We start from the raw sequence: 21,989 nt of genomic DNA, 5'->3' as shown, positions 1-21,989 counted from the left end.
CCCTGTTATTGTCGCCACGGCATGACCGGCACCGCGCTGATGGCGTTCTTCGGCGACCCGTCGACCACTTTGTCGGAATAGGCCAGATACGCCAGCGTGTTGCGTTTCTCATCATAGAAACGCACGACCTGCAATGACTTAAATATCAATGAGGTGCGTTTTTTGAAAACCACCTCTCCCTGCGCCTTGCCATTCTTAATTTTGTCGCTCAGTTCAATAGGCCCGACCTGCTGGCAAGAGATAGCGGCGTCAGACGTATCTTCCGCCAGCCCCAATCCGCCTTTTATGCCGCCCGTTTTCGCCCGGCTAACATAGCACGTCACGTTTTTGACATCAGGATCGTCAAAAGCTTCCACCACGATTTTATGGTCAGGACCGAACATTTTAAATACCGTATCGACTGAACCAATTTGTTCCGCGCGGGCGCTCTGCCCCAGCAGCAACAAAATTGAGAAAAGTACTAAGCTCTTGTATTTCATATTGTTACCATTCATAAAAGTTACATTGCGTAATTATTAGACATTCTAAAATAAAATGGTTATAGATCACAGGATTAGAATAATTACCTGTCACGTTGCCTAAAAAAAGCATTTAAGCTCAAAAAAAACACTGAATGCTAAAAGAACAAAAAATGCTATTATCCTCTTACCTGATATCGGGTGCTCGTTGTTGAAAGGATGGGGATATTTTATGGATCAGGCTGGCATAATTCGCGACCTGTTAATCTGGCTGGAAGGTCATCTGGATCAGCCGCTGTCACTTGACAATGTGGCGGCAAAAGCAGGCTATTCCAAGTGGCACCTGCAGAGAATGTTTAAGGACGTGACGGGCCACGCCATTGGCGCTTACATCCGCGCCCGTCGTTTATCGAAATCAGCAGTAGCGCTGCGTTTGACCGCGCGTCCAATTCTGGATATTGCTCTTCAGTACCGCTTCGATTCTCAGCAAACCTTTACGCGCGCCTTTAAGAAACAGTTTTCCCAGACGCCAGCGCTGTATCGTCGCTCCTCGGAATGGAGCGCCTTTGGCATTCGCCCGCCATTACGGCTGGGCGAGTTTACCGTGCCGGAACATCAGTTCGTTACGCTGGAGGATACGCCGCTCCTTGGCGTCACGCAGAGCTATTCCTGCTCGCTGGAACAGATTTCCGACTTCCGCCACGAAATGCGCGTGCAATTCTGGCATGATTTCCTCGGTCATTCGCCAACTATTCCGCCTGTGCTTTATGGGCTTAATGAAACGCGCCCCAGCATGGAGAAAGACGATGAGCAGGAAGTATTCTATACCACCGCACTGCCGCAAGAGCAGGCCGATGGCTATGTTCAGTCGGCACATCCTGTGCTGTTGCAGGGCGGTGAATACGTCATGTTCACCTATGAAGGGTTAGGAACCGGCGTGCAGGATTTTATCCTGACCGTTTACGGCACCTGTATGCCAATGCTGAATCTGACCCGTCGTAAAGGACAGGATATAGAGCGATACTACCCGTCAGAAGATACCAAAACCGGCGATCGCCCTATCAACCTGCGCTGCGAATTTCTGATCCCGATTCGTCGTTAACGCTGTAGCTCATCCAATGCAGGGGCGTCCAGATGCGAAACGTCCCCTGCGGTTTCTACCACCCACCCAGACGCCAGCCACTGACTTTCCTGGTAATCGATGCGGGAAATAGAGCAGTTGCGCAAACGTAACCGGCGTTCCGCCCAGGCGGGTAGTCCCAATATAGTACTGACCAGACAGCCCAACGCGATACCGTGACTGACCAATAAAGGTCGGCTGCCCTGCGGTAGCTCCAGACAGGACGCCAGCGAGGCATGAACGCGATCGCTCAACTCCTGCATCGATTCCCCACCGGGAATGCGGCCATCCTGCGTGCCGTTGACCAGCTGACGACGCCAGCCCTCTTCTTCTTCCGTCAGCGAATCGATCTGGCGCTTTTCCAGCACGCCCATATCCAGCTCGCGCAGGCGGGAGTCAAAGGTGATATCACACCCGCACGCCTGGGCGATAATCTCCGCCGTGCGTTTTGTGCGGCCTAAATCGCTGCTGATGATATGGGTGATGCCGAGGCTGCGGGCGCGTTCTCCTACCTGCATGGCCTGCTGCTCGCCTTTTGCTGTCAGGGGACTGTCCGATTGGCCCTGAATACGTCGCTCGGCGTTCCACTGCGTTTCACCGTGGCGAACAAGGTATACCTGTAACATGTTTTTTTTCCGTTATACTGCGATAAATTTTTAAAACTGAGCTTAATTATGCACCAGGTTATCTCTGCGACCACCAATCCTGCCAAAATTCAGGCAATTCTACAGGCATTTGAAGAGATTTTCGGCGAAGGATCGTGCCATATTACGCCCGTCGCCGTCGAGAGCGGCGTACCGGAGCAGCCCTTCGGAAGCGAGGAAACGCGTGCTGGAGCACGAAATCGCGTGGGTAATGCGCGACGCCTGCATCCACAAGCTGATTTCTGGGTAGCCATTGAAGCCGGAATTGACGATGACGCCACCTTCAGTTGGGTGGTGATTGATAACGGCGTTCAGCGCGGTGAAGCGCGATCGGCCACGCTGCCGCTGCCCGCCGTCATTCTCGACAGAGTCCGCCAGGGAGAAGCGCTTGGCCCGGTGATGTCGCAGTACACAGGTATTGACGAGATTGGTCGCAAAGAGGGCGCCATTGGCGTATTTACCGCCGGAAAATTAACGCGCTCCAGCGTTTACTACCAGGCGGTGATCCTGGCGCTCAGCCCGTTTCATAACGCGGTGTATCGATAATTATTTGCGCTATGTTGTAGGCCTGATAAGCACAGCGCCATCAGGCATTTCGCGGCGATGTTGCCGGATGGCCGCTTCGCCTTATCCGGCCTACGAGCAAATCAGGCGTTTTTCAGCAGTACGTTCTCAAGCCAATGACGCAGTTCAACCGGCGCGGATTTCAGGCTGTTTGACCCGCGCGTGATGGTGGCGATACCCGCCCCCAGCTCGGTTTTCAACTCGCGCTGGCTCATTTCGCCACGCAGCAACTCCTCAATAATGCGCACGCGCGTTCCCAGCGCTTCACGCTCGTCCGGCGTAAGCATCAGTTGTAATAAAGGCAGATGCAGATCCTCTGCATATGCCTGACGGAGTAACTCCACAAAACGAAGCCACTCCTGATTACGTTGTTCGGCGATAGCCGATGAATAAGGGGAATGCTGGGTCATGTTATACCGCCGTTTGTACTGTTACACGAGTACAAATGATAACATAACCCGTCTGCATTAATACCGTCGCTGCCACTCAGAGTCGCTCATTAAGGCCTCTTTCTGCCCCATAAAGTGGCGATAGTAAGCGTCATAGGCCAGAACGTTTTTCACGTAGCCGCGCGTTTCCGAAAAGGGAATGCTTTCGACAAACGCTACGGCATCGATACGCCCGGCGCTATTGCCAAGCCAGGTGCGCACGCGCCCCGGCCCGGCGTTATACGCCGCCGAGGCGAAAATACGGTTATTACCAAACTGCTGATAGACATACTGCAAATAGCTGGTGCCAATGTTGATGTTGGTCTCCGGCTCCAGCAGTTGGCCGGGGCCGCGGTAGTCCGGAATCGAAAACATTTTCACCGTATGGGTGGCCGTTCCCGGCATAATCTGCATTAAGCCGCTGGCCCCTACCGGCGATTTTACTTTCGGGTTCCAGGCGCTCTCCTGGCGGGCAATCGCCATGGCATAGCTTTGTGAGATGTCTTTTCCGCGGGTATAGCGGGTAAAAAGATCGTTATACGCCAGCGGGAAACGCTCCTCCAGATGATCCCACAGTTTTCCGGCGATCGTCGCCTGTACGCTCAGATCCCACCAGTGCTGGTTAAACGCATAGCGCGCCAGCTGCGCCTGTTCAGATTTACTACGGCTTTTTACCAGATTCGCCCATTCGCTGCGCGCCGTGTTATCCAGGTTCCAGTACATCAGCTCCCGTACACGCGCCATCTCCGGCCCCTGCGTCAACGCGCTGTTTACGTTGGCGGGCGCTTTATCAATTTTAAGCGTGTACTCTTCTCCTAAACGCTGCGCCGCAACCATCGGATAAAAACCGCGCTTCTGCATTAAAGCATGAAGGATCTCTTTCGCTTCGGCGTCACGACCGCGCTCCAGCAATAAATCCGCCTGCCAGTAACGCCACTCGTCTTTCTCTTTCGCCTCCATTGGCAGGCGGGCAAGCCAGGTATTGAGACCGCGACGATCGCCCATCCCCAGCGCCATACGCACGCGCCGCTCGATAAGCGACGTCGATTGCGAGCGCATAATCGCGTCATCGCGCCATTTCGCCTGCGCATCGGTCACATCGTTGCCCATCAGTCGCCAGGCAACGATATCGCGCAGCGCCTGCGTTTGTTCCTCATTAAGTTTCTGCGCCTGTACCAGCGAGGGGATCATCAGACGTGCATTTTCCGCGTCCTGGCGGGCGACGCTGGCAAACGCGACTTCCGCCATCTGGCGGGTAAAATCGGTGGCGCCGGTGGTGCGTGCGAAGGTCAACACGTTATTAGGGTCATTAGCCAGGGTAATGATCGCTGAGGCGATCGTTTGATATTCCGCCGGCATCTGTCCGGCCAGCACCGTAACCAACCCCGTATTCCCGGCTTTCATCGCCAGCCGAATACGTTCCAGATACGCCAGCGGGTCTTGCTTGCCGGAGGCCCGCCAAACGCTGAAAAGTTTATCGCAGGCATTCGGCTGACTTTTGCCGGTCAGCCAAAGGTCTTTCGCGCCCTGCCAGGCCGCTTCCGTTTGCCCGGTACTCCATTTCGCGTAGTAATAGTTACATTGCGCTTCCGTGGTACCGGGTTTCTCCGGGCTAAACGCCAGCAAGCCGCGCCAGTCTTCACGACGCGCCAGCTCATTGACGAAGCGCGATTGCAGCGTACGCGCAGGCGGAAGCGTAGGATTGGCGCGCACAAACTGCGTGACAGCAATCGCCGGTTGGTTCATCAAATCGTCGGTGATCTTACGGTATTCCAGATACGGGTAGAGCGGATAATCTTTCAGACCCGGCATCATCTGCTCTACCACATCCATCTGGCGGTTGTCCCAGGCCTGCTTAATCTGCGCATAGCGGTTACGCTGCTCTTCCAGTGAGTCGGCCCGCGCGAGGTGACAAAAGGTCAGCAGGCATACGCTGGCGGCGACGAGACGCCAGACAAATGGTTTGGCTCTATCCACAAGCACTTCCTCAATTGTTATCCAATGCAGCATCATGCCGCGTAATGAATTTATGCTAACCAGTCATAGCCATTTGCGCCACGTTACGGACACTTTTTTACTTTTATTGCGAGTGCGATCTGCTGGCTGGGCTTAGGCAGGGAAAAAGGCTACACTTCGCCTTTGACATCTATTCACCATCACGATAAACATAGAGGCGAAGTCCAACGTGGCTCAATTCGTTTATACCATGCATCGTGTCGGCAAAGTGGTTCCGCCGAAACGTCATATTCTGAAAAACATCTCGCTGAGCTTCTTCCCTGGCGCCAAAATCGGCGTGCTGGGCCTTAACGGCGCCGGTAAGTCTACCCTGCTGCGCATCATGGCGGGTCTCGATAAAGATATCGAGGGCGAAGCGCGCCCACAGCCCGACATTAAGATTGGCTACCTGCCGCAGGAACCTCAGCTAAACCCGGAACACACGGTACGCGAGTCGATTGAAGAGGCCGTTTCGGAAGTGGTTAACGCTCTCAAACGTCTGGATGAAGTGTACGCGCTGTACGCCGATCCGGATGCCGACTTCGACAAGCTGGCCGCAGAGCAAGGCCGGCTTGAAGAGATTATCCAGGCGCACGACGGTCATAACCTGAACGTGCAGCTTGAGCGCGCTGCTGACGCTCTGCGTCTGCCGGACTGGGATGCCAAAGTCGAAAAACTGTCCGGCGGCGAGCGCCGTCGCGTGGCGCTGTGCCGTCTGTTGCTGGAAAAGCCGGACATGCTGCTGCTCGACGAACCCACCAACCACCTGGATGCCGAATCTGTTGCGTGGCTGGAACGTTTCCTGCACGACTTCGAAGGCACCGTCGTGGCGATTACCCACGACCGTTACTTCCTCGATAACGTTGCCGGTTGGATTCTGGAACTTGACCGCGGCGAAGGTATTCCGTGGGAAGGCAACTACTCCTCCTGGCTGGAGCAGAAAGATCAGCGTCTGGCGCAGGAAGCGTCTGCCGAAGCGGCGCGCCGTAAATCCATTGAGAAAGAGCTGGAGTGGGTGCGTCAGGGCGCGAAAGGCCGTCAGTCGAAAGGTAAGGCGCGTCTGGCTCGCTTTGAAGAACTGAACAGCGTTGAGTATCAGAAACGTAACGAAACCAACGAACTGTTTATTCCACCAGGACCGCGTCTGGGCGACAAAGTCATTGAAGTCAGCAACCTGCGTAAATCCTACGGCGACCGCGTACTGATCGACGACCTGAGCTTCTCGGTACCGAAAGGCGCTATCGTCGGGATCATCGGGCCAAACGGCGCGGGTAAATCGACCCTGTTCCGCATGATGTCCGGTCAGGAGCAGCCTGATAGCGGCACCATTACGCTGGGTGAAACCGTCAAGCTGGCCTCGGTCGATCAGTTCCGCGACGCGATGGACAACAGCAAAACCGTCTGGGAAGAAGTGTCCGGCGGGCTGGATATCATGAAGATCGGCAACACTGAAATGCCAAGCCGCGCCTATGTAGGCCGCTTCAACTTCAAAGGCGTCGATCAGGGCAAACGCGTTGGCGAACTGTCCGGCGGTGAGCGCGGTCGTTTGCACCTGGCGAAACTGCTGCAGGTGGGCGGCAACGTCCTGCTGCTCGACGAACCGACGAACGACCTGGATATCGAAACCCTGCGCGCGCTGGAAAACGCCCTGCTGGAGTTCCCTGGCTGCGCGATGGTTATCTCGCACGACCGTTGGTTCCTTGACCGTATCGCCACCCACATCCTGGATTATCAGGATGAAGGTAAGGTAGAATTCTTCGAAGGCAACTTTACCGAATACGAAGAGTACAAGAAACGCACGCTGGGCGCCGAGGCGCTGGAGCCGAAGCGTATCAAGTACAAGCGTATTGCCAAATAAATGTCTGAATGCCGGGTGGCGCTTGCGCTTACCCGGCCTACAAACCCAGCGATTCCAGTACGTTGTGAAACTGTAGGCCTGATAAGACGCGGTAAGCGTCGCATCAGGCATTGGTTCTTATCCCTGCTCGCCCATCATCTCTTTCACCAGTTCCACACAGCGCAAAAAGCGGCCATCGTAGTCAGCCTCTTTAACGTGAACGAACTCAATGTTGTTCTCTTTCAGCATCTCGACCAACAGGCTCTGGAACGCTTTGCGATCCACTGAACTGCCCAGGCTTCGCAGTCCGTCAGCTACCCACGGCGTATTATTTTCCAGCAAAATCACCAGGTCGAAGCGATACTCGTCGATCAGCGCCTGGACAAAGGGATGCTCGCGCCCTTCGTATTTTTTGCAAAATGCCTGGGTGGTGACGAAATCGGTATCGATAAACGCCACTTTATTCGCATATTTCACTGCGAAATCAATATATTGCGCATGACCCAGCGCAATTTTATCGTAGTCGGAATACTGTAACGCCATCTCATCGCCGCCCAGATGCGAAAAGACATAGTCGCGGCCATATTCCCAGGCGCTGGTGGTATTAAAAATATTGGCGAGCTTATTGACCAGCGTAGACTTGCCGCTTGATTCCCCGCCCAGAATCGCGACGGTACGCACGAAAAACGGCTTCACTTCGGTAGGAATATATTCCCAGTAACGAAACGGATTTTCGCGGATTTGCGCCCCACTGATATTCATAAACGTGCGTTCAGGATCGACCAGCACCGTCTCAATCCCTAAATGCTCCAGGTACTGCGGCGCATCAGCCTCTTCGGAAGTGTAGATCCAGCTCGGCTGTATTCCCTTCTCTGCCATAAACGCTTTAATGCCGTTGCTCCAGACGTCCCAGCCATGCGGATAAGGCTCCATCCCCTCTTCATTAAAGGCGTGGATACGAATATTTTTTTGGTATTTGAAGGTTTGCAATAACCAGCGCAGGCGATCCGACACGGTGGGCTGCTGCGACATGGCGCTATCCTCAAACAGCCCACGGTCGCGCGTATCGTCATAACCCATAATGATGTGCAACTCATCCACCTGGCTACAGGCGCGCTGGATCAAGTAGATGTGTCCGGTATGCAATGGATAAAATTTACCGAACACCACGCCAATGCTTTTCTGTCGGCGGGGAAACTCCAGCCCGAGAAAACGGTGTAGCGCCTCCAGTTTTTGCGCGCTGGGGCTTTTGATTTTGGCGTTAAGTAACTGACTCAGATACCCCTTGGTCATACCGCTGGCGTCAGCCACCTGTTGCAGAGTGCAACCTTGCTGCTTAATCGCGGTTTTGAGATAGTCGAACGATGACACAAGAGCCTCCTGCTGGAAAAATCGCATAACACTGCCTGACGGCGCTTCGCTTATCAGGCCTACAACATCAATCCGTATCAATCCGTAGGCCGGATAAGACGCATTGCATCGCCATCCGGCAAATTATACAACATCACTACATACAGAGAATTATAAGTCGTCAAACACGCTTAACGCATCTGCGAGCTTTTTAACACCGAACACCTGCATTCCTTCCGGCGGCTTTTTCGGTACGTTGGCGGCAGGCACAATCGCCCGACGAAAACCGTGTTTCGCCGCCTCGGAAATACGCTCCTGCCCGCTCGGCACCGGACGAATCTCGCCTGCCAGCCCCACTTCGCCAAACACCACCAGATCCTGCGGCAACGGCCTGTCACGCAGGCTGGAGACCATCGCCAGCAGTAAAGCCAGATCCGCGCTGGTTTCGGTGACTTTCACGCCGCCGACCACGTTGACGAAGACGTCCTGATCCGACATTTGCAGACCGCCGTGTCGGTGCAGCACCGCCAGCAGGATTGCCAGACGGTTTTGTTCCAGACCGACCGCCACGCGTCTGGGGTTCGCCATCATCGAGTGATCGACCAGCGCCTGAATCTCCACCAGCAACGGTCGCGTACCTTCCCAGACGACCATCACTGAACTGCCGGAAGTGACCTCATCGCCACGGCTTAAAAAGATGGCGGACGGATTGCTCACTTCGCGCAACCCCTGTTCGGTCATGGCGAAGACGCCCAGCTCATTGACTGCGCCAAAGCGGTTTTTGTGGCTGCGCAGCGTGCGGAAACGAGAATCGGCGTCGCCGTCGAGCAATACTGAGCAATCGATACAGTGTTCCAGCACTTTCGGCCCCGCCAGCGACCCGTCTTTGGTGACGTGGCCGACCATCACGATCGCCACGCCGCGCGTTTTGGCGAAGCGCGTCAGGTAGGCTGCCGTTTCGCGGACCTGGGCGACGCTGCCTGGCGACGACTGAATGTCCGCCATATGCATCACCTGTATGGAGTCGATCACCATCAGTTTCGGCTGTTCTTCTTCCGCTATCAGGCAGATCTGCTCGATGCTGGTTTCGGAGAGCATATTCAGATTAGCGGTCGGCAGGCCGAGACGGTGCGCACGCATCGCCACCTGCTGTAGCGACTCTTCGCCGGTGACGTACAGTGTTTTCATCTGCTCGGCGAGCTTGCACAGCGTTTGTAGCAGCAACGTTGATTTGCCCGCGCCGGGATTACCGCCAATCAAAATGGCGCTGCCGGGTACCACCCCGCCGCCCAGCACGCGGTCAAACTCTTTAAAACCGGTAGAAAAGCGCGGCAGTTCCTCAAGACTGATGTCAGACAGTTTCTGCACTTTTGATACGCCCGCACTGCCGGCGTATCCGCTCAGACGTTCGTTACGCGCCACCGTCGGCGATGCGGCAAGGCGCACCTCGGTAATGGTGTTCCAGGCATGGCAGGCGCTGCATTGCCCCTGCCAGCGCGGGTAATCGGCCCCGCATTCATTACAAACAAAGGCGCGTTTGGGAGCTTTTGCCACGTTTTACCTCTTTCGTTAACGCTGTTGCCGGATGGCGCTGACGCTTATCCGGCCTACGGTCGCCTTGCCATTGGGCAGGTTAATCATTTCTGGTTCATGCTGCCGGAGAGAATGCAAAACACGCCCATCAGGTCAGCGTGGCGGATCGTAATCTCCGTCTTTTCGTTTACTTTTGGCTTGGCATGGAAGGCAATACCTAACCCTGCCGCTTTGATCATGGGCAGATCGTTAGCGCCGTCGCCAATCGCCACCGTCTGCGCCAGCGGGATGTCATGCTCTTGCGCCAGACGAAGCAAGGTATTGGCTTTATACTCAGCATCCACAATATCGCCGATAACGTGGCCGGTAAATTTACCGTCCATGATCTCCAGCTCATTGGCGACTGCCGCCGTCAGACGTAGCTGGTCACGCAGATAGTCGGCGAAGAAAGTGAAGCCGCCGGAGGCGATAGCGATTTTCCAGCCAAGCGCTTCCAGTTTTAGCACCAACTGCGTTAATCCTGGCATTAGCGGCAGATTCCCGCGCACCTGGCGCAAAATATCGGCATCCGCGCCTTTCAGCGTCGCCACGCGGCTGCGCAGGCTGGCGGTAAAATCAAGCTCGCCGCGCATCGCGCGCTCCGTCACTTCAGCCACCTTCTCACCGGTACCGGCCAGCTTAGCGATTTCATCGATACACTCAATCTGGATCGCCGTGGAATCCATATCCATGACCAGCAGCCCCGGCGTGCGCAGATGCGGAATTTTACCCAGCGGCGCGACATCCAGCTGCGCCTCATGCGCCAGCCGCGTCGCACGCGGCGTCAGCGACCCCGCCAGACGAATGACCTGATAATCCTCCACGCACCAGGCGGCGACAATCACCATTGCGGCGCCCAGTTTGGTCTGATATTGAGTTAAACGCTGCTTATCCAGCCCGCGCCCATACAGCAGCCAACCGCTGCGGCCTGCATGGTAATCCAGAGGCATCACCTCGTCGCCGCTTAAAGAAAGAGGCAAACCAGGCCATAAAGAGACATCTTCAGGCAGATCGCACCAGGTAATGTTAGGCATTAAAGCTCCTGTAAATCGTTCAGGCCGGTAACCGCCCCGCGGAAAATAACGCATGAGGCTACCTTGTAACCATCGCTTCTGGCAACATTAAGCCTCAAATTTTCAGCAGGTGGAATATGGCTCGCGCAAAACTGAAATTTCGGCTGCATCGTGCAGTCATTGTATTGTTCTGTCTCACACTGCTCGTCGCGCTCATGCAGGGCGCTTCATGGTTTAGTCAAAACCACCAGCGACAGCGCAATCCGCAGCTGGAAGAGCTGGCCCGCACGCTGGCGCGCCAGGTGACGCTCAACATCGCCCCGCTGATGCGCAGCGAAACACCGGATGAAAATCGCATCAACGCCGTGCTGCGTCAGCTCACGCAAGAGAGCCGAATTCTGGATGCCGGCGTCTATGATGAACAGGGCGATCTTATTACTCGCGCTGGCGAAAGCGTCAACGTGCGCGACAGGCTGGCGCTGGATGGCAAAAAAGCGGGCAGCTATTTTAACCAACAAATTGTCGAGCCTATCCAGGGGAAAAACGGCCCCTTGGGTTACCTGCGTCTGACGCTGGATACCCACACGCTGGCCACCGAAGCAAAGCAGGTCGATAACACCACCAACATTCTACGTCTGATGCTGCTACTCTCGCTGGCGATAGGCGTGGTGCTGACGCGCACCTTGCTACAAGGTAAACGCACCCGCTGGCAGCAGTCGCCCTTCCTGCTAACGGCCAGCAAGCCTGTTCCGGAAGAGGAAGAGCGTGAGGAAAAAGAGTAAAATGACGGCTTAATAAAGGTAAGGAAAACCACCATGACAACATTACGCCTGCTTATTTCTGACTCTTACGATCCCTGGTTTAACCTGGCGGTCGAGGAGTGCATTTTCCGCCAGATGCCCGCCACCCAGCGCGTGCTGTTCCTGTGGCGCAACGCGGATACGGTGGTGATTGGACGCGCGCAAAACCCGTGGAAAGAGTGTAATACGCGGCGTATGGAAGAAGATAACGTCCGTCTGGCCCGCCGTAGCAGCGGCGGCGGCGCGGTATTCCATGACCTCGGTAATACCTGCTTTACCTTTATGGCCGGTAAACCGGAATACGATAAAACCATCTCCACCCATATTGTGCTCGCGGCGCTGAATTCGCTGGGGGTCATGGCCGATGCTTCGGGACGCAACGATCTGGTCGTAAAAACGCCGGACGGCGATCGCAAAGTCTCCGGTTCAGCCTATCGCGAAACCAAAGATCGCGGTTTCCATCACGGTACGCTGCTGTTGAACGCCGACCTCAGCCGTCTGGCGAACTATCTGAATCCCGATAAAAAGAAACTTGCGGCGAAAGGGATTACCTCCGTTCGCTCCCGCGTGGCCAATCTTACCGAGCTATTACCGGGTATCACCCATGAACAGGTCTGCCAGGCGGTGACGGAAGCCTTTTTCGCCCATTACGGCGAACGCGTCGACGCGGAAGTGATTTCACCGGATAAAACGCCGGATCTGCCGAATTTTGCCGAAACCTTTGCGCGCCAGAGCAGTTGGGAGTGGAATTTCGGCCAGGCACCGGCGTTCAGCCATCTACTGGACGAACGTTTCACCTGGGGCGGCGTCGAGCTACATTTCGACGTCGAAAAAGGTCATATCACCCGTGCACAGGTCTTTACCGACAGCCTCAATCCCGCGCCACTGGAAGCGCTGGCGGGGAGACTGCAAGGGTGTTTGTACCGCGCGGATATGCTACAACAGGAGTGCGAAGCGCTACTGGTTGATTTCCCGGAGCAGGAAAAAGAACTGCGGGAATTATCGGCGTGGATTGCCAGAGCAGTGCGCTAAATAAATAATATCAGAGAGATGAATGTGTCTCTGATATTATTTAAACATAACAACATATTCTGAAAAATGAGTGAATAGCACAAATAGTTAAAACACACTCACCAACTACTATAATCTTTAAAATTAATATTATTTCCCCGCACTTCATAAACCCAGCGAATTATAAACCATTTATCATCACCAATGATGATTAAAGTTTTTCTTAACCAAGATTTAATTTTATTAAATTTACAACCTATCATTCTCTTCATAGAATCCCGGCGCGCATTACATGTTCTTTGGAAATATACTTAATCGTTAGGGATTACTGATGAAAAAATTATTAATAGCGACCTCTGTCGTAATAGGATTATCAACTTCAGCGCAAGCGGTTGAATCCACTGCTGTATTAAAACTGACTGGCGTTTTAACCAACGGCGCATGTATACCAGAGTTAAGTGATGGTGGAGTTGTAGATTTCGGTACTAAGGCCGTTAGCGATCTGCTGCCAACTGAGACGAATCAACTGGGATACAAAGATATAACACTCACGATTCAGTGTCTTGCACCGGCAAAAGTTGGCTGGACCGCTACCGATAATCATCCCGATTCGGTAACATCATTGACTATCGATGACGCAACATTTAGACATCAGAACAATAGAATACCAAACTATCAGCTAGGTCTGGGTAAAACAGCAGGTGGTATCAACATTGGTTCATTCGGCCTCTCTATGGACTTGAATAATGCGACCGCCGATGGCATTCAGACGAAAATGGTAGCGTCAAGTAGTAATAATCCAGATTTGTGGGCTATCACAGGAAACGAATTCGTTGCGCTTACAAATACATTTCCAAATATCACTACATATAGTGTCGGCGATGAAAATGGCCCCGCCGCTTTTACCATTGCAACATTTCCTATACGCGTAGCTGCCGCTATACAGGGAACGGACACACTGGCTATTACCGATAACACCACGCTTGATGGTCAGGCGACCTTTACACTCGTATATCTGTAACTCCAGCATTCACATGGAATATTCAACACCTCTTTAATGGAACTATAATGAAAAAAATTTTGCTTATTACTGCAATTGCAGCAGCCTTTGCTACAACCAGCGTGAATGCTGACACCACCGCCGTATTAAAAGTCACCGGTCAACTGATTGTTGGCGGTTGTACCCCAGAACTCAGCGACGGCGGCGTGGTTGATTACGGTACTATCCGCCTCGCCACACTTTCCGCAACGGATGTAAACCAACTGGGCACTAAAGATGTCTCTCTGAGTATCTCTTGTCCGTCTGCAACCAAAGCAGCCTGGACTATTACCGATGACCGTGCGGACACCCACCCAGGCGCATCCGTTATCTCCATAGCCAATGGCAATATGACTAATGGTATAGTATCTGATACCACAATGTCCTACGGCGTTGGCAAAACAACCGAAGGTGTAAAAATCGGCGCGTTCTCTATTTACACCGATACCGCGAACGTTACCGCTGATGGTGTAAAATCTGACGCTATCTCAGGAACCGTTGATAGCCCAGTCTGGCAGAAGTCCACCACCGGGATTATCAAAAACGGCAATATGGAAATGTTTACCGTTGCTACAAAAGGCACCACCGAACCGGTTCCGTATACTCTTGCCATTTTCCCGCTGAAAACCTCACTGGCCATTCAGGATACTGCAACGCTGGCCATTACTGATGATACTGTTCTGGATGGTCAGGCAACCATCACGCTTAAATACCTCTGATCCAGACCGTATAAAAAGGTTATTGATCTGTCTCCCTTATTATGGGGAGACAGATTAAAATTAAAGGACTAATTCTGATGCCAGCAGTGACTAAACTTCCATTATTATTACTCAGCGTCCCCTTTGTTTTTTCAGCACTCTTTTCACAGGCTAACGCTGCCGGCATGGTACCGGAAACTACGCTACTGGTGATTGAAGAATCCACACACAGCGGCGTAATGAATGTTAAAAACACCGACAGCAATCCGGCTTTGTTATATACCACCGTCGTTGATTTACCTGACGACAATGGTGTGAAACTGGATGTCACTCAACCGGTTGTTCGCGTTGAAGCAGGCCAGCAGCAGCAACTACGCTTTATTATGGAAAGCACGGAACCGCTCACCGTCGAGCACTATAAACGCGTCACGTTTGAAGGTATTCCTCCGAAATCTACCAATAAGGGAATGAAAATAGGTTTTAATCTACGCCAGGATTTGCCGGTATTAATTCGTCCTAAAAATCTACCGGTCGTTACTGATGCCTGGAAATTATTAACCTGGTCCAGAAACGGACAAACAATCAACGTCAAAAATCCGTCTCCCTACGTTGTACGTTTAGCCCAAAATATTACCTTCTTACCTTCCGGGGGCGAAGGCACGATTAAAAAAACCTATATTCTGCCCGGCGAAACATTGAACGTCAGTATAAAAACGCCCCTTGCTGCTGATACATCCGTACGTTTTTACCCTGCCAGCCGTTACGGCATTGAAGTCCCCAGCTTTACCTCACCGCTGGTGCCGTGATGAGAGCTAGCACGTGAAGTATTTAAAACTGCCGCTATACATCAAAACTGCGCTTTATTGCTCACTGGCGACCACGACGTTTTCGGCTCTGGCGGAGGAGCTGAATTTTGACATGGGTATTCTCACCTCCAGAGGCATTAGCCCCAACGTCGCACAATATTTTTCCCGTGCGCCGCGTTTTCTACCAGGCAGCCACACCGTCATGGTAAAGATCAATGGCGTAAATAGAGGGTCGTTGGTCGCGCGTTTCGACACAGAAGGCCAGCTTTGCGTGGATGACGATTTCCTCAGCGCCAGCGGGCTCGTACCGCTTAATATCAGCGCCAAAGAAACCTGCCATAGCCTACAAGAAGATTATCCCTCAGCGATTATTACCCCACTGCCAAACAGTGAATCGCTGGAGCTTTTTGTTCCGGCGCAGGCTCTGGATAATAACTTACTCTCGCTAAACAACGTGATTAAAGGCGGCACCGCCGGGTTATTTAACTATAACCTGTACGCCAGTCGCAGCGAGTCATCCGGTAGCGATAGCCGAAACTATGCCCAGGCAAACCTTGAAGCTGGCTTAAACTTCGCGGAATGGACGCTGCGCAGCCGCTACATGCTGACGAATAATGATGGAGAATACCGTACCGATAGTCTATATACCTATGCGGAGCACGTATTTCAGGCACAAAAAATGCGTGCGCAAGTTGGGCAGATCAACGTCAACTCCAGTCTATTCAGTGGCGCGCCGATCAACGGCGTACAGCTTATCCCTGAACAAGGGCTGGCACAGGATACACAAGGCGTAACCATTAACGGTATTGCCCGAACCCACCAGGCTCGCGTTGAAGTTCGTCAGTCCGGGCAGATTATTTATACCGCACCAGTGAACGCTGGGGCATTTACCCTTGAAAATGTCCCCATCATACGCAGCAATACCGACCTTAACGTCAGCGTCGTTGAAACCGATGGCTCAACGACAACCTTCACGGTGCCGGCAGTATCTTTTAATTTACGCGAACTCACGCCCGCAGGCTTGACAATGTCCATAGGGCGCGTACGTGATACCACCAGCGACTATTCTCTCCCCTGGATCTATAACATCAGCGATGGTTGGAAACTGAGTGAAAACTGGCTGGCGCAGGCGTCTGGCGTACTGGCACAAGACTATCAAGCGGCAGGAGGTATGCTGCAATGGCTTCCAACCAACAAATGGACGTTTTCCGGCTCAATGCTGGGCAGTAAAGCGTCCTTTGGCGAATCTCTGCAGGGTGCGAAAAGTGAGCTACGCGCCAGCATGGCGCTGCCCGGGGAAATTAGACTTGACGTCAGCACCGCCCGCTACAGCGACGGATATCGTGAGTTAACGGATGCGCTCAATAAAGATGCTTATGAATACCAAAGTAGCTCCAGTGCTAATATCGCCTGGAACCATAATCTGTTAGGTACCTTCTCTCTGGGTTATTACACTTATCAGGCTACGGATAATGACAACGACTCTCGCAGTATAATGGCTTCCTGGGGCAAAACGTTTAAATATGCCTCAATTACCGCTAACTGGCAGCACGCTGTTAATCAGGATGATGCGAATCATAACGGCAGTAATGATGATGATATGTTTTACATCAACATCAGCATTCCACTAGGTGAGCAGCGCGTCGGCGCTTATATGCGTAATCAAGGTGATAAAACAACCTACGGGCTACAAAATAATGGTTCGCTGAGTAAAGATACCCATTACTATATTTCTGCGGATCGTGATGCAAAAAACCAGCAAAATAGCTTCAACGGTAATCTCAATAGCAATCTCCATTACACTCAACTCAGCGTGGGCGGCGGCACTGATGGCGATAATTACCGCAACTATAACGCAACCTTCAGCGGGGGCATCGCTGCACACGAACATGGCATAACGTTCTCGCCTTACACCATCAAAAATACCTTTGCTATCGCACGCCTGAGTGAACCAGAAAGCGGCATTGAAATCGCCACGCCACAGGGGCGAATCTGGACTGACCGCTGGGGGCAGGCCGTCATTCCGGGGCTAACTGAATGGCGGAAATCCCGCGTAGAGGTTAATGCGAATACGCTACCAAAGAGCATGGAACTGGCAAACGGTATTAAGAATATTACTGTCGCGCACAGCGCTTTTCGGGTACTGGATTTCAACGTGCTGAATACACGCCGTGTGATGCTGACAGTAAAGCGTCCGGACGGCTCATGGCTACCTAAAGGCACCAGCATTGTAGATGAAAAAAATAACTATTTGGTCAGCGCTGTCGACAGCGGACGCGTATTTATCACCGATGTTGGGGATAATCCTGCGTTATATGCCGCTGATGATGATATGAATCGTCTGTGTCGCATCCACTACACGCTGCAGAAAACCCAGGATAAAGAGGCATTTTATGAAACGGCAAAGGGAGTCTGTCAATGAAATCCAACAGCAAATGGTTGGGGATTGCTATATGTTGTCTCTTCACCGCACTACTCCCTCCATCAGCCCGAGCCGACGATGACTGCCAAATAACGTTCTCTTCGCCAAACGTCAGCTTTGGCTGGCTTAAGCAAGATGATATCGTCAATTCTCAGCAAGGCTGGAATCAAATGTCTTCACAGGAGGTTCACGTTAGTGTGAGTTGCCCAGAAAGCCAGAATATTGCTCTTTTTGTGCAGGCCTCAGCGGGGGAAAAGGGACGATTTTATTTTGGAAATAACGGTGGTCTCGCCGTACGTGTTAGTCAGATGATAGTAGATGGTAAAAGTTATCCTATTGCCAGCACCCTTGATAGAGTGAGCTTTGCTCCCAATGACAGTGCCCTGGATAGTCTGTTACTACATAATAACAACGGTATCATCGCGATGGATAATAACCAGCAGGTCAGTGGGAAAATGATGAACGTCACGCTGACATTAACACCTGTCTTGAACGATAATCAATTTACGCATTCTACCGATACGGTCATGCTGGAAAGCAATTTACAGTGGGAAGTGCTGACGAAATAAACGATGAAGGGGGCCTGCTCTGGCCCCCTTCACAATCTTACTCTTTATCGCCCAGCAGTACGGATTCCAGCGCGATTTTGATCATGTCGTTGAAGGTCGTCTGACGTTCAGCGGCAGTGGTCTGCTCGTGGGTACGGATATGGTCGGACACGGTGCAGATGGTCAGCGCTTTCGCGCCAAACTCAGCCGCAACGCCGTAGATGCCCGCCGCTTCCATCTCTACGCCCAGTACGCCGTATTTTTCCATCACGTCGAACATTTCGCCGTCCGGAGAATAGAACAGGTCTGCGGAGAACAGGTTGCCCACGCGCGCGTCTACGCCCAGCGCTTTTGCCGCGTCAACCGCGTTACGCACCATGTCGAAGTCAGCGATAGCCGCGAAGTCATGATCTTTAAAACGGATACGGTTCACTTTGGAGTCGGTGCAGGCACCCATACCGATCACCACGTCGCGCAGTTTGACGTCCATGCGCACAGCGCCGCAGGAGCCGACGCGAATGATTTTCTTCACGCCGAAATCGGTGATCAGCTCTTTGGTGTAGATAGAGCAGGACGGGATACCCATGCCGTGGCCCATCACGGAGATCTTACGGCCTTTGTAAGTCCCGGTGAAACCTAACATGCCGCGAACGTTGTTCACTTCGCGAACATCTTCGAGGAAAGTCTCAGCAATGTGCTTCGCGCGCAGCGGGTCGCCCGGCATCAATACGACGTCAGCGAAATCACCCATTTCTGCATTAATATGTGGAGTTGCCATCTTCAGTTCCCTTTAAATTTGTTGTTATTGCCTGATGGCGGCTACGCCTTATCAGGCCTACAAAACGTGTGTAAAAACAGTGAAATACCCTAAGGATTTCGCGTTGCAGGAAGGCGACGAATTCGTGAATCCCCGGGAGCATAGATGAACTATGTGACCGGGGTGAGCGAATGAAGTCAACGCATCTACAGCGCGAAAGACAACAGGTATCACAGCATGTTTTTACCGTAGTCCATCGGCGATGTACCAAAGTAGGTCGCCAGCGTCTGGCCGATATCCGCGAAGGTTTCACGGTGACCTAAAGAGCCCGGTTTGACTTTCGGACCGTAGATCAGCACCGGAATGTGCTCACGGGTATGGTCAGTACCGGTCCAGCTCGGGTCACAGCCGTGGTCAGCGGTCAGGATCAGAATGTCATCTTCCCCCACCAGCTCCATCAGCTCCGGCAGACGGCGGTCAAACAGCTCCAGACCTGCGGCGTAGCCCGCGATGTCGCGACGGTGGCCCCAGGAAGAGTCGAAGTCAACGAAGTTAGTGAAAACGATGGTTTTATCGCCCGCTTCTTTCATCTCTTTGAGGGTCGCGTCGAACAGCGCGTCCAGACCGGTCGCTTTCACTTTCTTAGTGATGCCGCAGTTGGCGTAGATGTCGGCAATCTTACCGACGGACACCACGTGGCCCTGTTTTTCATCGACCAGTTTCTGCAGCACGGTCGGCGCTGGCGGTTCAACGGCCAGGTCGTGACGGTTACCGGTACGCTGGAAGTTACCGGCCTTGTCGCCGATAAACGGACGCGCGATCACGCGGCCAATGTTATAACCGCCTTCGGTCAGCTCTTCACGGGCGATTTCGCACAGCTCGTAGAGTTTATCCAGGCCAAAGGTCTCTTCGTGGCAGGCAATCTGGAACACGGAGTCAGCGGAGGTGTAAAAAATCGGCTTGCCGGTTTTCATGTGCTCTTCGCCGAGCTGGTCCAGAATAACGGTACCGGAAGAGTGGCAGTTACCGAGATAGCCCGGCAGGTTGGCGCGTTTTACCAGCTTATCCAGCAGTTCCTGCGGGAAGCTGTTTTCGTGGTCGCTGAAATAGCCCCAGTCGAACAGCACCGGCACGCCGGCGATTTCCCAGTGGCCGGACGGCGTATCTTTGCCGGAGGACAGTTCGTGCGCCCATGCGTATGCGCCAATAACGTCCGCGTTGCCGTCCATGCCGGCGGCAATTTTACCGGTAGAGCCTTCATGCGCTTTCACCAGCCCCAGACGAGTCAGGTTAGGCAGATTCAACGGGCCTTTACGGCCATTGTCAGCTTCGCCTTTGGCGCAAGCTTCTGCGATGTGGCCCAGAGTGTCGGAACCTACGTCGCCAAAACGATCCGCGTCTTCAGTAGCGCCGATGCCGAATGAGTCCAGCACCATAATAAATGCACGTTTCATATCTTCTCCGTACTTAGTGCTTCAAAAATAATTGATCAGATCAGTATACAACTATTCAGTAATTCGACGATAGACCGAAGGTGTGCTTGCTGGCGCTTTATCGTCAAGGATAATTGCCGCTTTGACGGCCTTCGCCGCTTCCTGCCAACTGGCTTCGTCTTTGGCATGAATCACCGCCAGCGGGCTCTGCCCGTCGATGCTGTCGCCCAGACGGGCCATGTCGGTAAAGCCAACGCTGTAATCAATGGTATCAGACGCCTGACGACGCCCACCGCCCATCGAGACGACCGCCATCCCCAGCGCACGCGTATCCATTGCGCTGATAAACCCTTCGGTATCAGCATATACCGCTTTGCTCAACATGGCGGTCGGCAGGTATTTATCGTAGTTCTCAACGAAATCGCTCGGCCCTTTCTGCGCGGCCACCATACGACCAAAGACTTCTGCCGCTTTACCGTTATCCAGCACCGCCTGCAGTTTGGCACGCGCTTCGGCGTCGTCTTTCGCCAGCTGGCCGGAGATCAGCATCTCCACGCATAGCGCCATAGTGACATCAAACAAGCGCGGATTGCGGTATTCACCGGTCAGGAACTGCACGGCTTCACGCACTTCCACCGCGTTACCGGCGCTCGAAGCCAGCACCTGGTTCATATCGGTTAACAACGCCGTAGTGCGAACTCCCGCGCCGTTTGCCACGCCGACAATCGCTTCAGCAAGGGCTTCAGAAAGTTCATAGGTTGGCATAAACGCGCCGCTGCCGACTTTGACGTCCATTACCAGCGCATCCAGCCCTTCGGCCAGTTTCTTGGCGAGGATGGAACCGGTGATCAGCGGAATAGAGTCCACCGTCGCGGTAATATCGCGGGTGGCGTAAAAACGTTTGTCCGCCGGTGCAAGCGAGCTGGTTTGCCCAATAATCGCCACACCCACGTCTTGAATAATTTCGCGGAAACGGTTGTCATCCGGGAAGATATCGAAGCCCGGGATCGCTTCCAGTTTGTCGAGCGTACCGCCGGTATGTCCAAGGCCGCGACCAGAGATCATCGGCACATAACCGCCGCAGGCCGCTACCATTGGCCCCAGCATCAGAGACGTCACGTCCCCTACGCCGCCGGTCGAATGCTTATCGACAATCGGGCCATTGAGATTCAGGCTTTTCCAGTCAAGGACAGTACCGGAATCCCGCATCGCCATGGTCAGCGAAACACGCTCCGGCATGGTCATATCGTGGAAGAAGATGGTCATCGCCAGGGCGGCAATCTGCCCTTCAGAGATAGTATTGTCACGAATACCATTGATAAAGAAACGAATTTCTTCGTCACTCAACGCATGACCATCACGCTTTTTACGAATAATTTCTTGTGCGAGAAACACGGTACCCTCCTGAGGGAAAAGAGTAGAAGGCTTACATCGCCGGATGGCGGCTAACGCCTTATCCGGCCTACAGGCCTGGATTTGTAGGCCGGATAAGCA

The 21,989-nt window shown here is 53.2% G+C and carries 20 protein-coding genes; 10 read left to right on the top strand and 10 right to left on the bottom strand.

Annotated features, from left to right (window positions below; translation table 11 throughout):
• Nucleotides 1-5: 5 nt before the first annotated feature.
• Nucleotides 6-479 carry a protein CreA gene (gene creA / locus ABVN36_RS02060; protein ID WP_000875811.1) on the bottom strand — a complete coding sequence of 158 codons (474 nt, stop codon included), beginning with the start codon at nucleotides 477-479 and terminating at the stop codon, nucleotides 6-8.
• 211 nt (nucleotides 480-690) lie between these two features.
• On the opposite strand from creA, the gene robA reads away from it, so the two are divergent.
• Nucleotides 691-1,560, top strand: a complete 870-nt coding sequence (robA, locus tag ABVN36_RS02055) for an MDR efflux pump AcrAB transcriptional activator RobA (RefSeq protein WP_000371685.1) — start codon at nucleotides 691-693, stop codon at nucleotides 1,558-1,560.
• On the opposite strand, the gene gpmB is transcribed toward robA, so the two are convergent.
• Entirely contained in the window at nucleotides 1,557-2,204 is a 648-nt protein-coding gene (gene gpmB / locus ABVN36_RS02050) for a 2,3-diphosphoglycerate-dependent phosphoglycerate mutase GpmB (protein WP_023138571.1), read from the bottom strand. The genes robA and gpmB overlap by 4 nt on opposite strands.
• A gap of 48 nt (nucleotides 2,205-2,252) precedes the next feature.
• Here gpmB and yjjX point away from each other — a divergent pair, with 48 nt between their 5' ends.
• Nucleotides 2,253-2,768, top strand: coding sequence for an inosine/xanthosine triphosphatase (yjjX, locus tag ABVN36_RS02045; protein ID WP_000554315.1), 516 nt, complete (start codon nucleotides 2,253-2,255; stop codon nucleotides 2,766-2,768).
• A 101-nt stretch (nucleotides 2,769-2,869) separates the two neighbouring features.
• On the opposite strand, the gene trpR is transcribed toward yjjX, so the two are convergent.
• Together trpR and sltY are read right to left on the bottom strand one after the other, a co-directional pair.
• Nucleotides 2,870-3,196: a trp operon repressor gene (gene trpR / locus ABVN36_RS02040; protein ID WP_000192003.1), complete on the bottom strand. Its 327-nt coding sequence runs from the start codon at nucleotides 3,194-3,196 to the stop codon at nucleotides 2,870-2,872.
• Nucleotides 3,197-3,253: 57 nt separating this feature from the next.
• Nucleotides 3,254-5,224, bottom strand: a complete 1,971-nt coding sequence (gene sltY / locus ABVN36_RS02035) for a murein transglycosylase (RefSeq protein WP_155580949.1) — start codon at nucleotides 5,222-5,224, stop codon at nucleotides 3,254-3,256.
• Between the two features lie 175 nt (nucleotides 5,225-5,399).
• On the opposite strand from sltY, the gene ettA reads away from it, so the two are divergent.
• Nucleotides 5,400-7,067 (top strand): energy-dependent translational throttle protein EttA, encoded by a 1,668-nt coding sequence (gene ettA / locus ABVN36_RS02030; protein ID WP_023138570.1) that lies wholly within the window; start codon nucleotides 5,400-5,402, stop codon nucleotides 7,065-7,067.
• Between the two features lie 117 nt (nucleotides 7,068-7,184).
• On the opposite strand, the gene nadR is transcribed toward ettA, so the two are convergent.
• From nadR to serB, 3 genes are all read right to left on the bottom strand, one after another.
• Entirely contained in the window at nucleotides 7,185-8,417 is a 1,233-nt protein-coding gene (gene nadR, locus ABVN36_RS02025) for a multifunctional transcriptional regulator/nicotinamide-nucleotide adenylyltransferase/ribosylnicotinamide kinase NadR (protein ID WP_023138569.1), read from the bottom strand.
• Nucleotides 8,418-8,567: 150 nt separating this feature from the next.
• Entirely contained in the window at nucleotides 8,568-9,950 is a 1,383-nt protein-coding gene (radA, locus tag ABVN36_RS02020; RefSeq protein WP_001029710.1) for a DNA repair protein RadA, read from the bottom strand.
• A gap of 83 nt (nucleotides 9,951-10,033) precedes the next feature.
• A complete protein-coding gene (gene serB / locus ABVN36_RS02015) occupies nucleotides 10,034-11,002 on the bottom strand; it encodes a phosphoserine phosphatase (protein ID WP_001132983.1) in 969 nt (322 codons plus the stop codon).
• 116 nt (nucleotides 11,003-11,118) lie between these two features.
• On the opposite strand from serB, the gene ABVN36_RS02010 reads away from it, so the two are divergent.
• From ABVN36_RS02010 to ABVN36_RS01980, 7 genes are all read left to right on the top strand, one after another.
• Nucleotides 11,119-11,763 (top strand): YtjB family periplasmic protein, encoded by a 645-nt coding sequence (locus ABVN36_RS02010; RefSeq protein WP_000090067.1) that lies wholly within the window; start codon nucleotides 11,119-11,121, stop codon nucleotides 11,761-11,763.
• 33 nt (nucleotides 11,764-11,796) lie between these two features.
• On the top strand, nucleotides 11,797-12,813 hold the full coding sequence (gene lplA / locus ABVN36_RS02005; protein WP_023138568.1) for a lipoate--protein ligase LplA: 1,017 nt from the start codon (nucleotides 11,797-11,799) through the stop codon (nucleotides 12,811-12,813).
• A 310-nt stretch (nucleotides 12,814-13,123) separates the two neighbouring features.
• Nucleotides 13,124-13,813 carry a DUF1120 domain-containing protein gene (locus ABVN36_RS02000; RefSeq protein ID WP_023138567.1) on the top strand — a complete coding sequence of 230 codons (690 nt, stop codon included), beginning with the start codon at nucleotides 13,124-13,126 and terminating at the stop codon, nucleotides 13,811-13,813.
• Between the two features lie 47 nt (nucleotides 13,814-13,860).
• Entirely contained in the window at nucleotides 13,861-14,550 is a 690-nt protein-coding gene (locus ABVN36_RS01995; RefSeq protein ID WP_000722272.1) for a DUF1120 domain-containing protein, read from the top strand.
• A gap of 77 nt (nucleotides 14,551-14,627) precedes the next feature.
• Entirely contained in the window at nucleotides 14,628-15,335 is a 708-nt protein-coding gene (gene stjC, locus ABVN36_RS01990) for a fimbrial biogenesis chaperone StjC (protein WP_001112028.1), read from the top strand.
• 13 nt (nucleotides 15,336-15,348) lie between these two features.
• A complete protein-coding gene (locus ABVN36_RS01985; RefSeq protein ID WP_023138566.1) occupies nucleotides 15,349-17,757 on the top strand; it encodes a fimbrial biogenesis outer membrane usher protein in 2,409 nt (802 codons plus the stop codon).
• The gene (locus ABVN36_RS01980) at nucleotides 17,754-18,326 is read left to right on the top strand and encodes a membrane protein (protein WP_017441766.1); all 573 of its coding nucleotides are present in this window, start codon (nucleotides 17,754-17,756) and stop codon (nucleotides 18,324-18,326) included. The genes ABVN36_RS01985 and ABVN36_RS01980 overlap by 4 nt, the downstream gene beginning before the upstream one ends.
• Before the next feature lie 37 nt (nucleotides 18,327-18,363).
• Here ABVN36_RS01980 and deoD read toward each other — a convergent pair whose 3' ends face one another.
• The 3 genes from deoD to deoA all read right to left on the bottom strand — a co-directional run bounded on the left by deoD (nucleotide 18,364) and on the right by deoA (nucleotide 21,890).
• On the bottom strand, nucleotides 18,364-19,083 hold the full coding sequence (gene deoD, locus ABVN36_RS01975) for a purine-nucleoside phosphorylase (protein ID WP_000224864.1): 720 nt from the start codon (nucleotides 19,081-19,083) through the stop codon (nucleotides 18,364-18,366).
• Nucleotides 19,084-19,292: 209 nt separating this feature from the next.
• Nucleotides 19,293-20,516 (bottom strand): phosphopentomutase, encoded by a 1,224-nt coding sequence (gene deoB / locus ABVN36_RS01970; protein WP_000816454.1) that lies wholly within the window; start codon nucleotides 20,514-20,516, stop codon nucleotides 19,293-19,295.
• A gap of 51 nt (nucleotides 20,517-20,567) precedes the next feature.
• The gene (gene deoA / locus ABVN36_RS01965) at nucleotides 20,568-21,890 is read right to left on the bottom strand and encodes a thymidine phosphorylase (protein ID WP_023138565.1); all 1,323 of its coding nucleotides are present in this window, start codon (nucleotides 21,888-21,890) and stop codon (nucleotides 20,568-20,570) included.
• Nucleotides 21,891-21,989: the final 99 nt, after the last annotated feature.

Source organism: Salmonella sp. SJTUF15581 (assembly GCF_043356775.1).
GTDB lineage: Bacteria > Pseudomonadota > Gammaproteobacteria > Enterobacterales > Enterobacteriaceae > Salmonella > Salmonella enterica.
The sequence above is the reverse complement of the archived record's forward strand: the minus strand, read 5'-3'. Positions and strand labels throughout refer to the sequence as shown.

Coding starts and splice junctions, on each gene's coding strand:
- stjC (WP_001112028.1), top strand. CDS start 14,628: ATGCCAGCAGTGACTAAACTTCCATTATTATTACTCAGCGTCCCCTTT.
- trpR (WP_000192003.1), bottom strand. CDS start 3,196: ATGACCCAGCATTCCCCTTATTCATCGGCTATCGCCGAACAACGTAAT.
- ABVN36_RS01980 (WP_017441766.1), top strand. CDS start 17,754: ATGAAATCCAACAGCAAATGGTTGGGGATTGCTATATGTTGTCTCTTC.
- gpmB (WP_023138571.1), bottom strand. CDS start 2,204: ATGTTACAGGTATACCTTGTTCGCCACGGTGAAACGCAGTGGAACGCC.
- yjjX (WP_000554315.1), top strand. CDS start 2,253: ATGCACCAGGTTATCTCTGCGACCACCAATCCTGCCAAAATTCAGGCA.
- ABVN36_RS02010 (WP_000090067.1), top strand. CDS start 11,119: ATGGCTCGCGCAAAACTGAAATTTCGGCTGCATCGTGCAGTCATTGTA.
- lplA (WP_023138568.1), top strand. CDS start 11,797: ATGACAACATTACGCCTGCTTATTTCTGACTCTTACGATCCCTGGTTT.
- ABVN36_RS01995 (WP_000722272.1), top strand. CDS start 13,861: ATGAAAAAAATTTTGCTTATTACTGCAATTGCAGCAGCCTTTGCTACA.
- serB (WP_001132983.1), bottom strand. CDS start 11,002: ATGCCTAACATTACCTGGTGCGATCTGCCTGAAGATGTCTCTTTATGG.
- ABVN36_RS02000 (WP_023138567.1), top strand. CDS start 13,124: ATGAAAAAATTATTAATAGCGACCTCTGTCGTAATAGGATTATCAACT.
- deoD (WP_000224864.1), bottom strand. CDS start 19,083: ATGGCAACTCCACATATTAATGCAGAAATGGGTGATTTCGCTGACGTC.
- deoB (WP_000816454.1), bottom strand. CDS start 20,516: ATGAAACGTGCATTTATTATGGTGCTGGACTCATTCGGCATCGGCGCT.
- creA (WP_000875811.1), bottom strand. CDS start 479: ATGAAATACAAGAGCTTAGTACTTTTCTCAATTTTGTTGCTGCTGGGG.
- sltY (WP_155580949.1), bottom strand. CDS start 5,224: ATGCTGCATTGGATAACAATTGAGGAAGTGCTTGTGGATAGAGCCAAA.
- robA (WP_000371685.1), top strand. CDS start 691: ATGGATCAGGCTGGCATAATTCGCGACCTGTTAATCTGGCTGGAAGGT.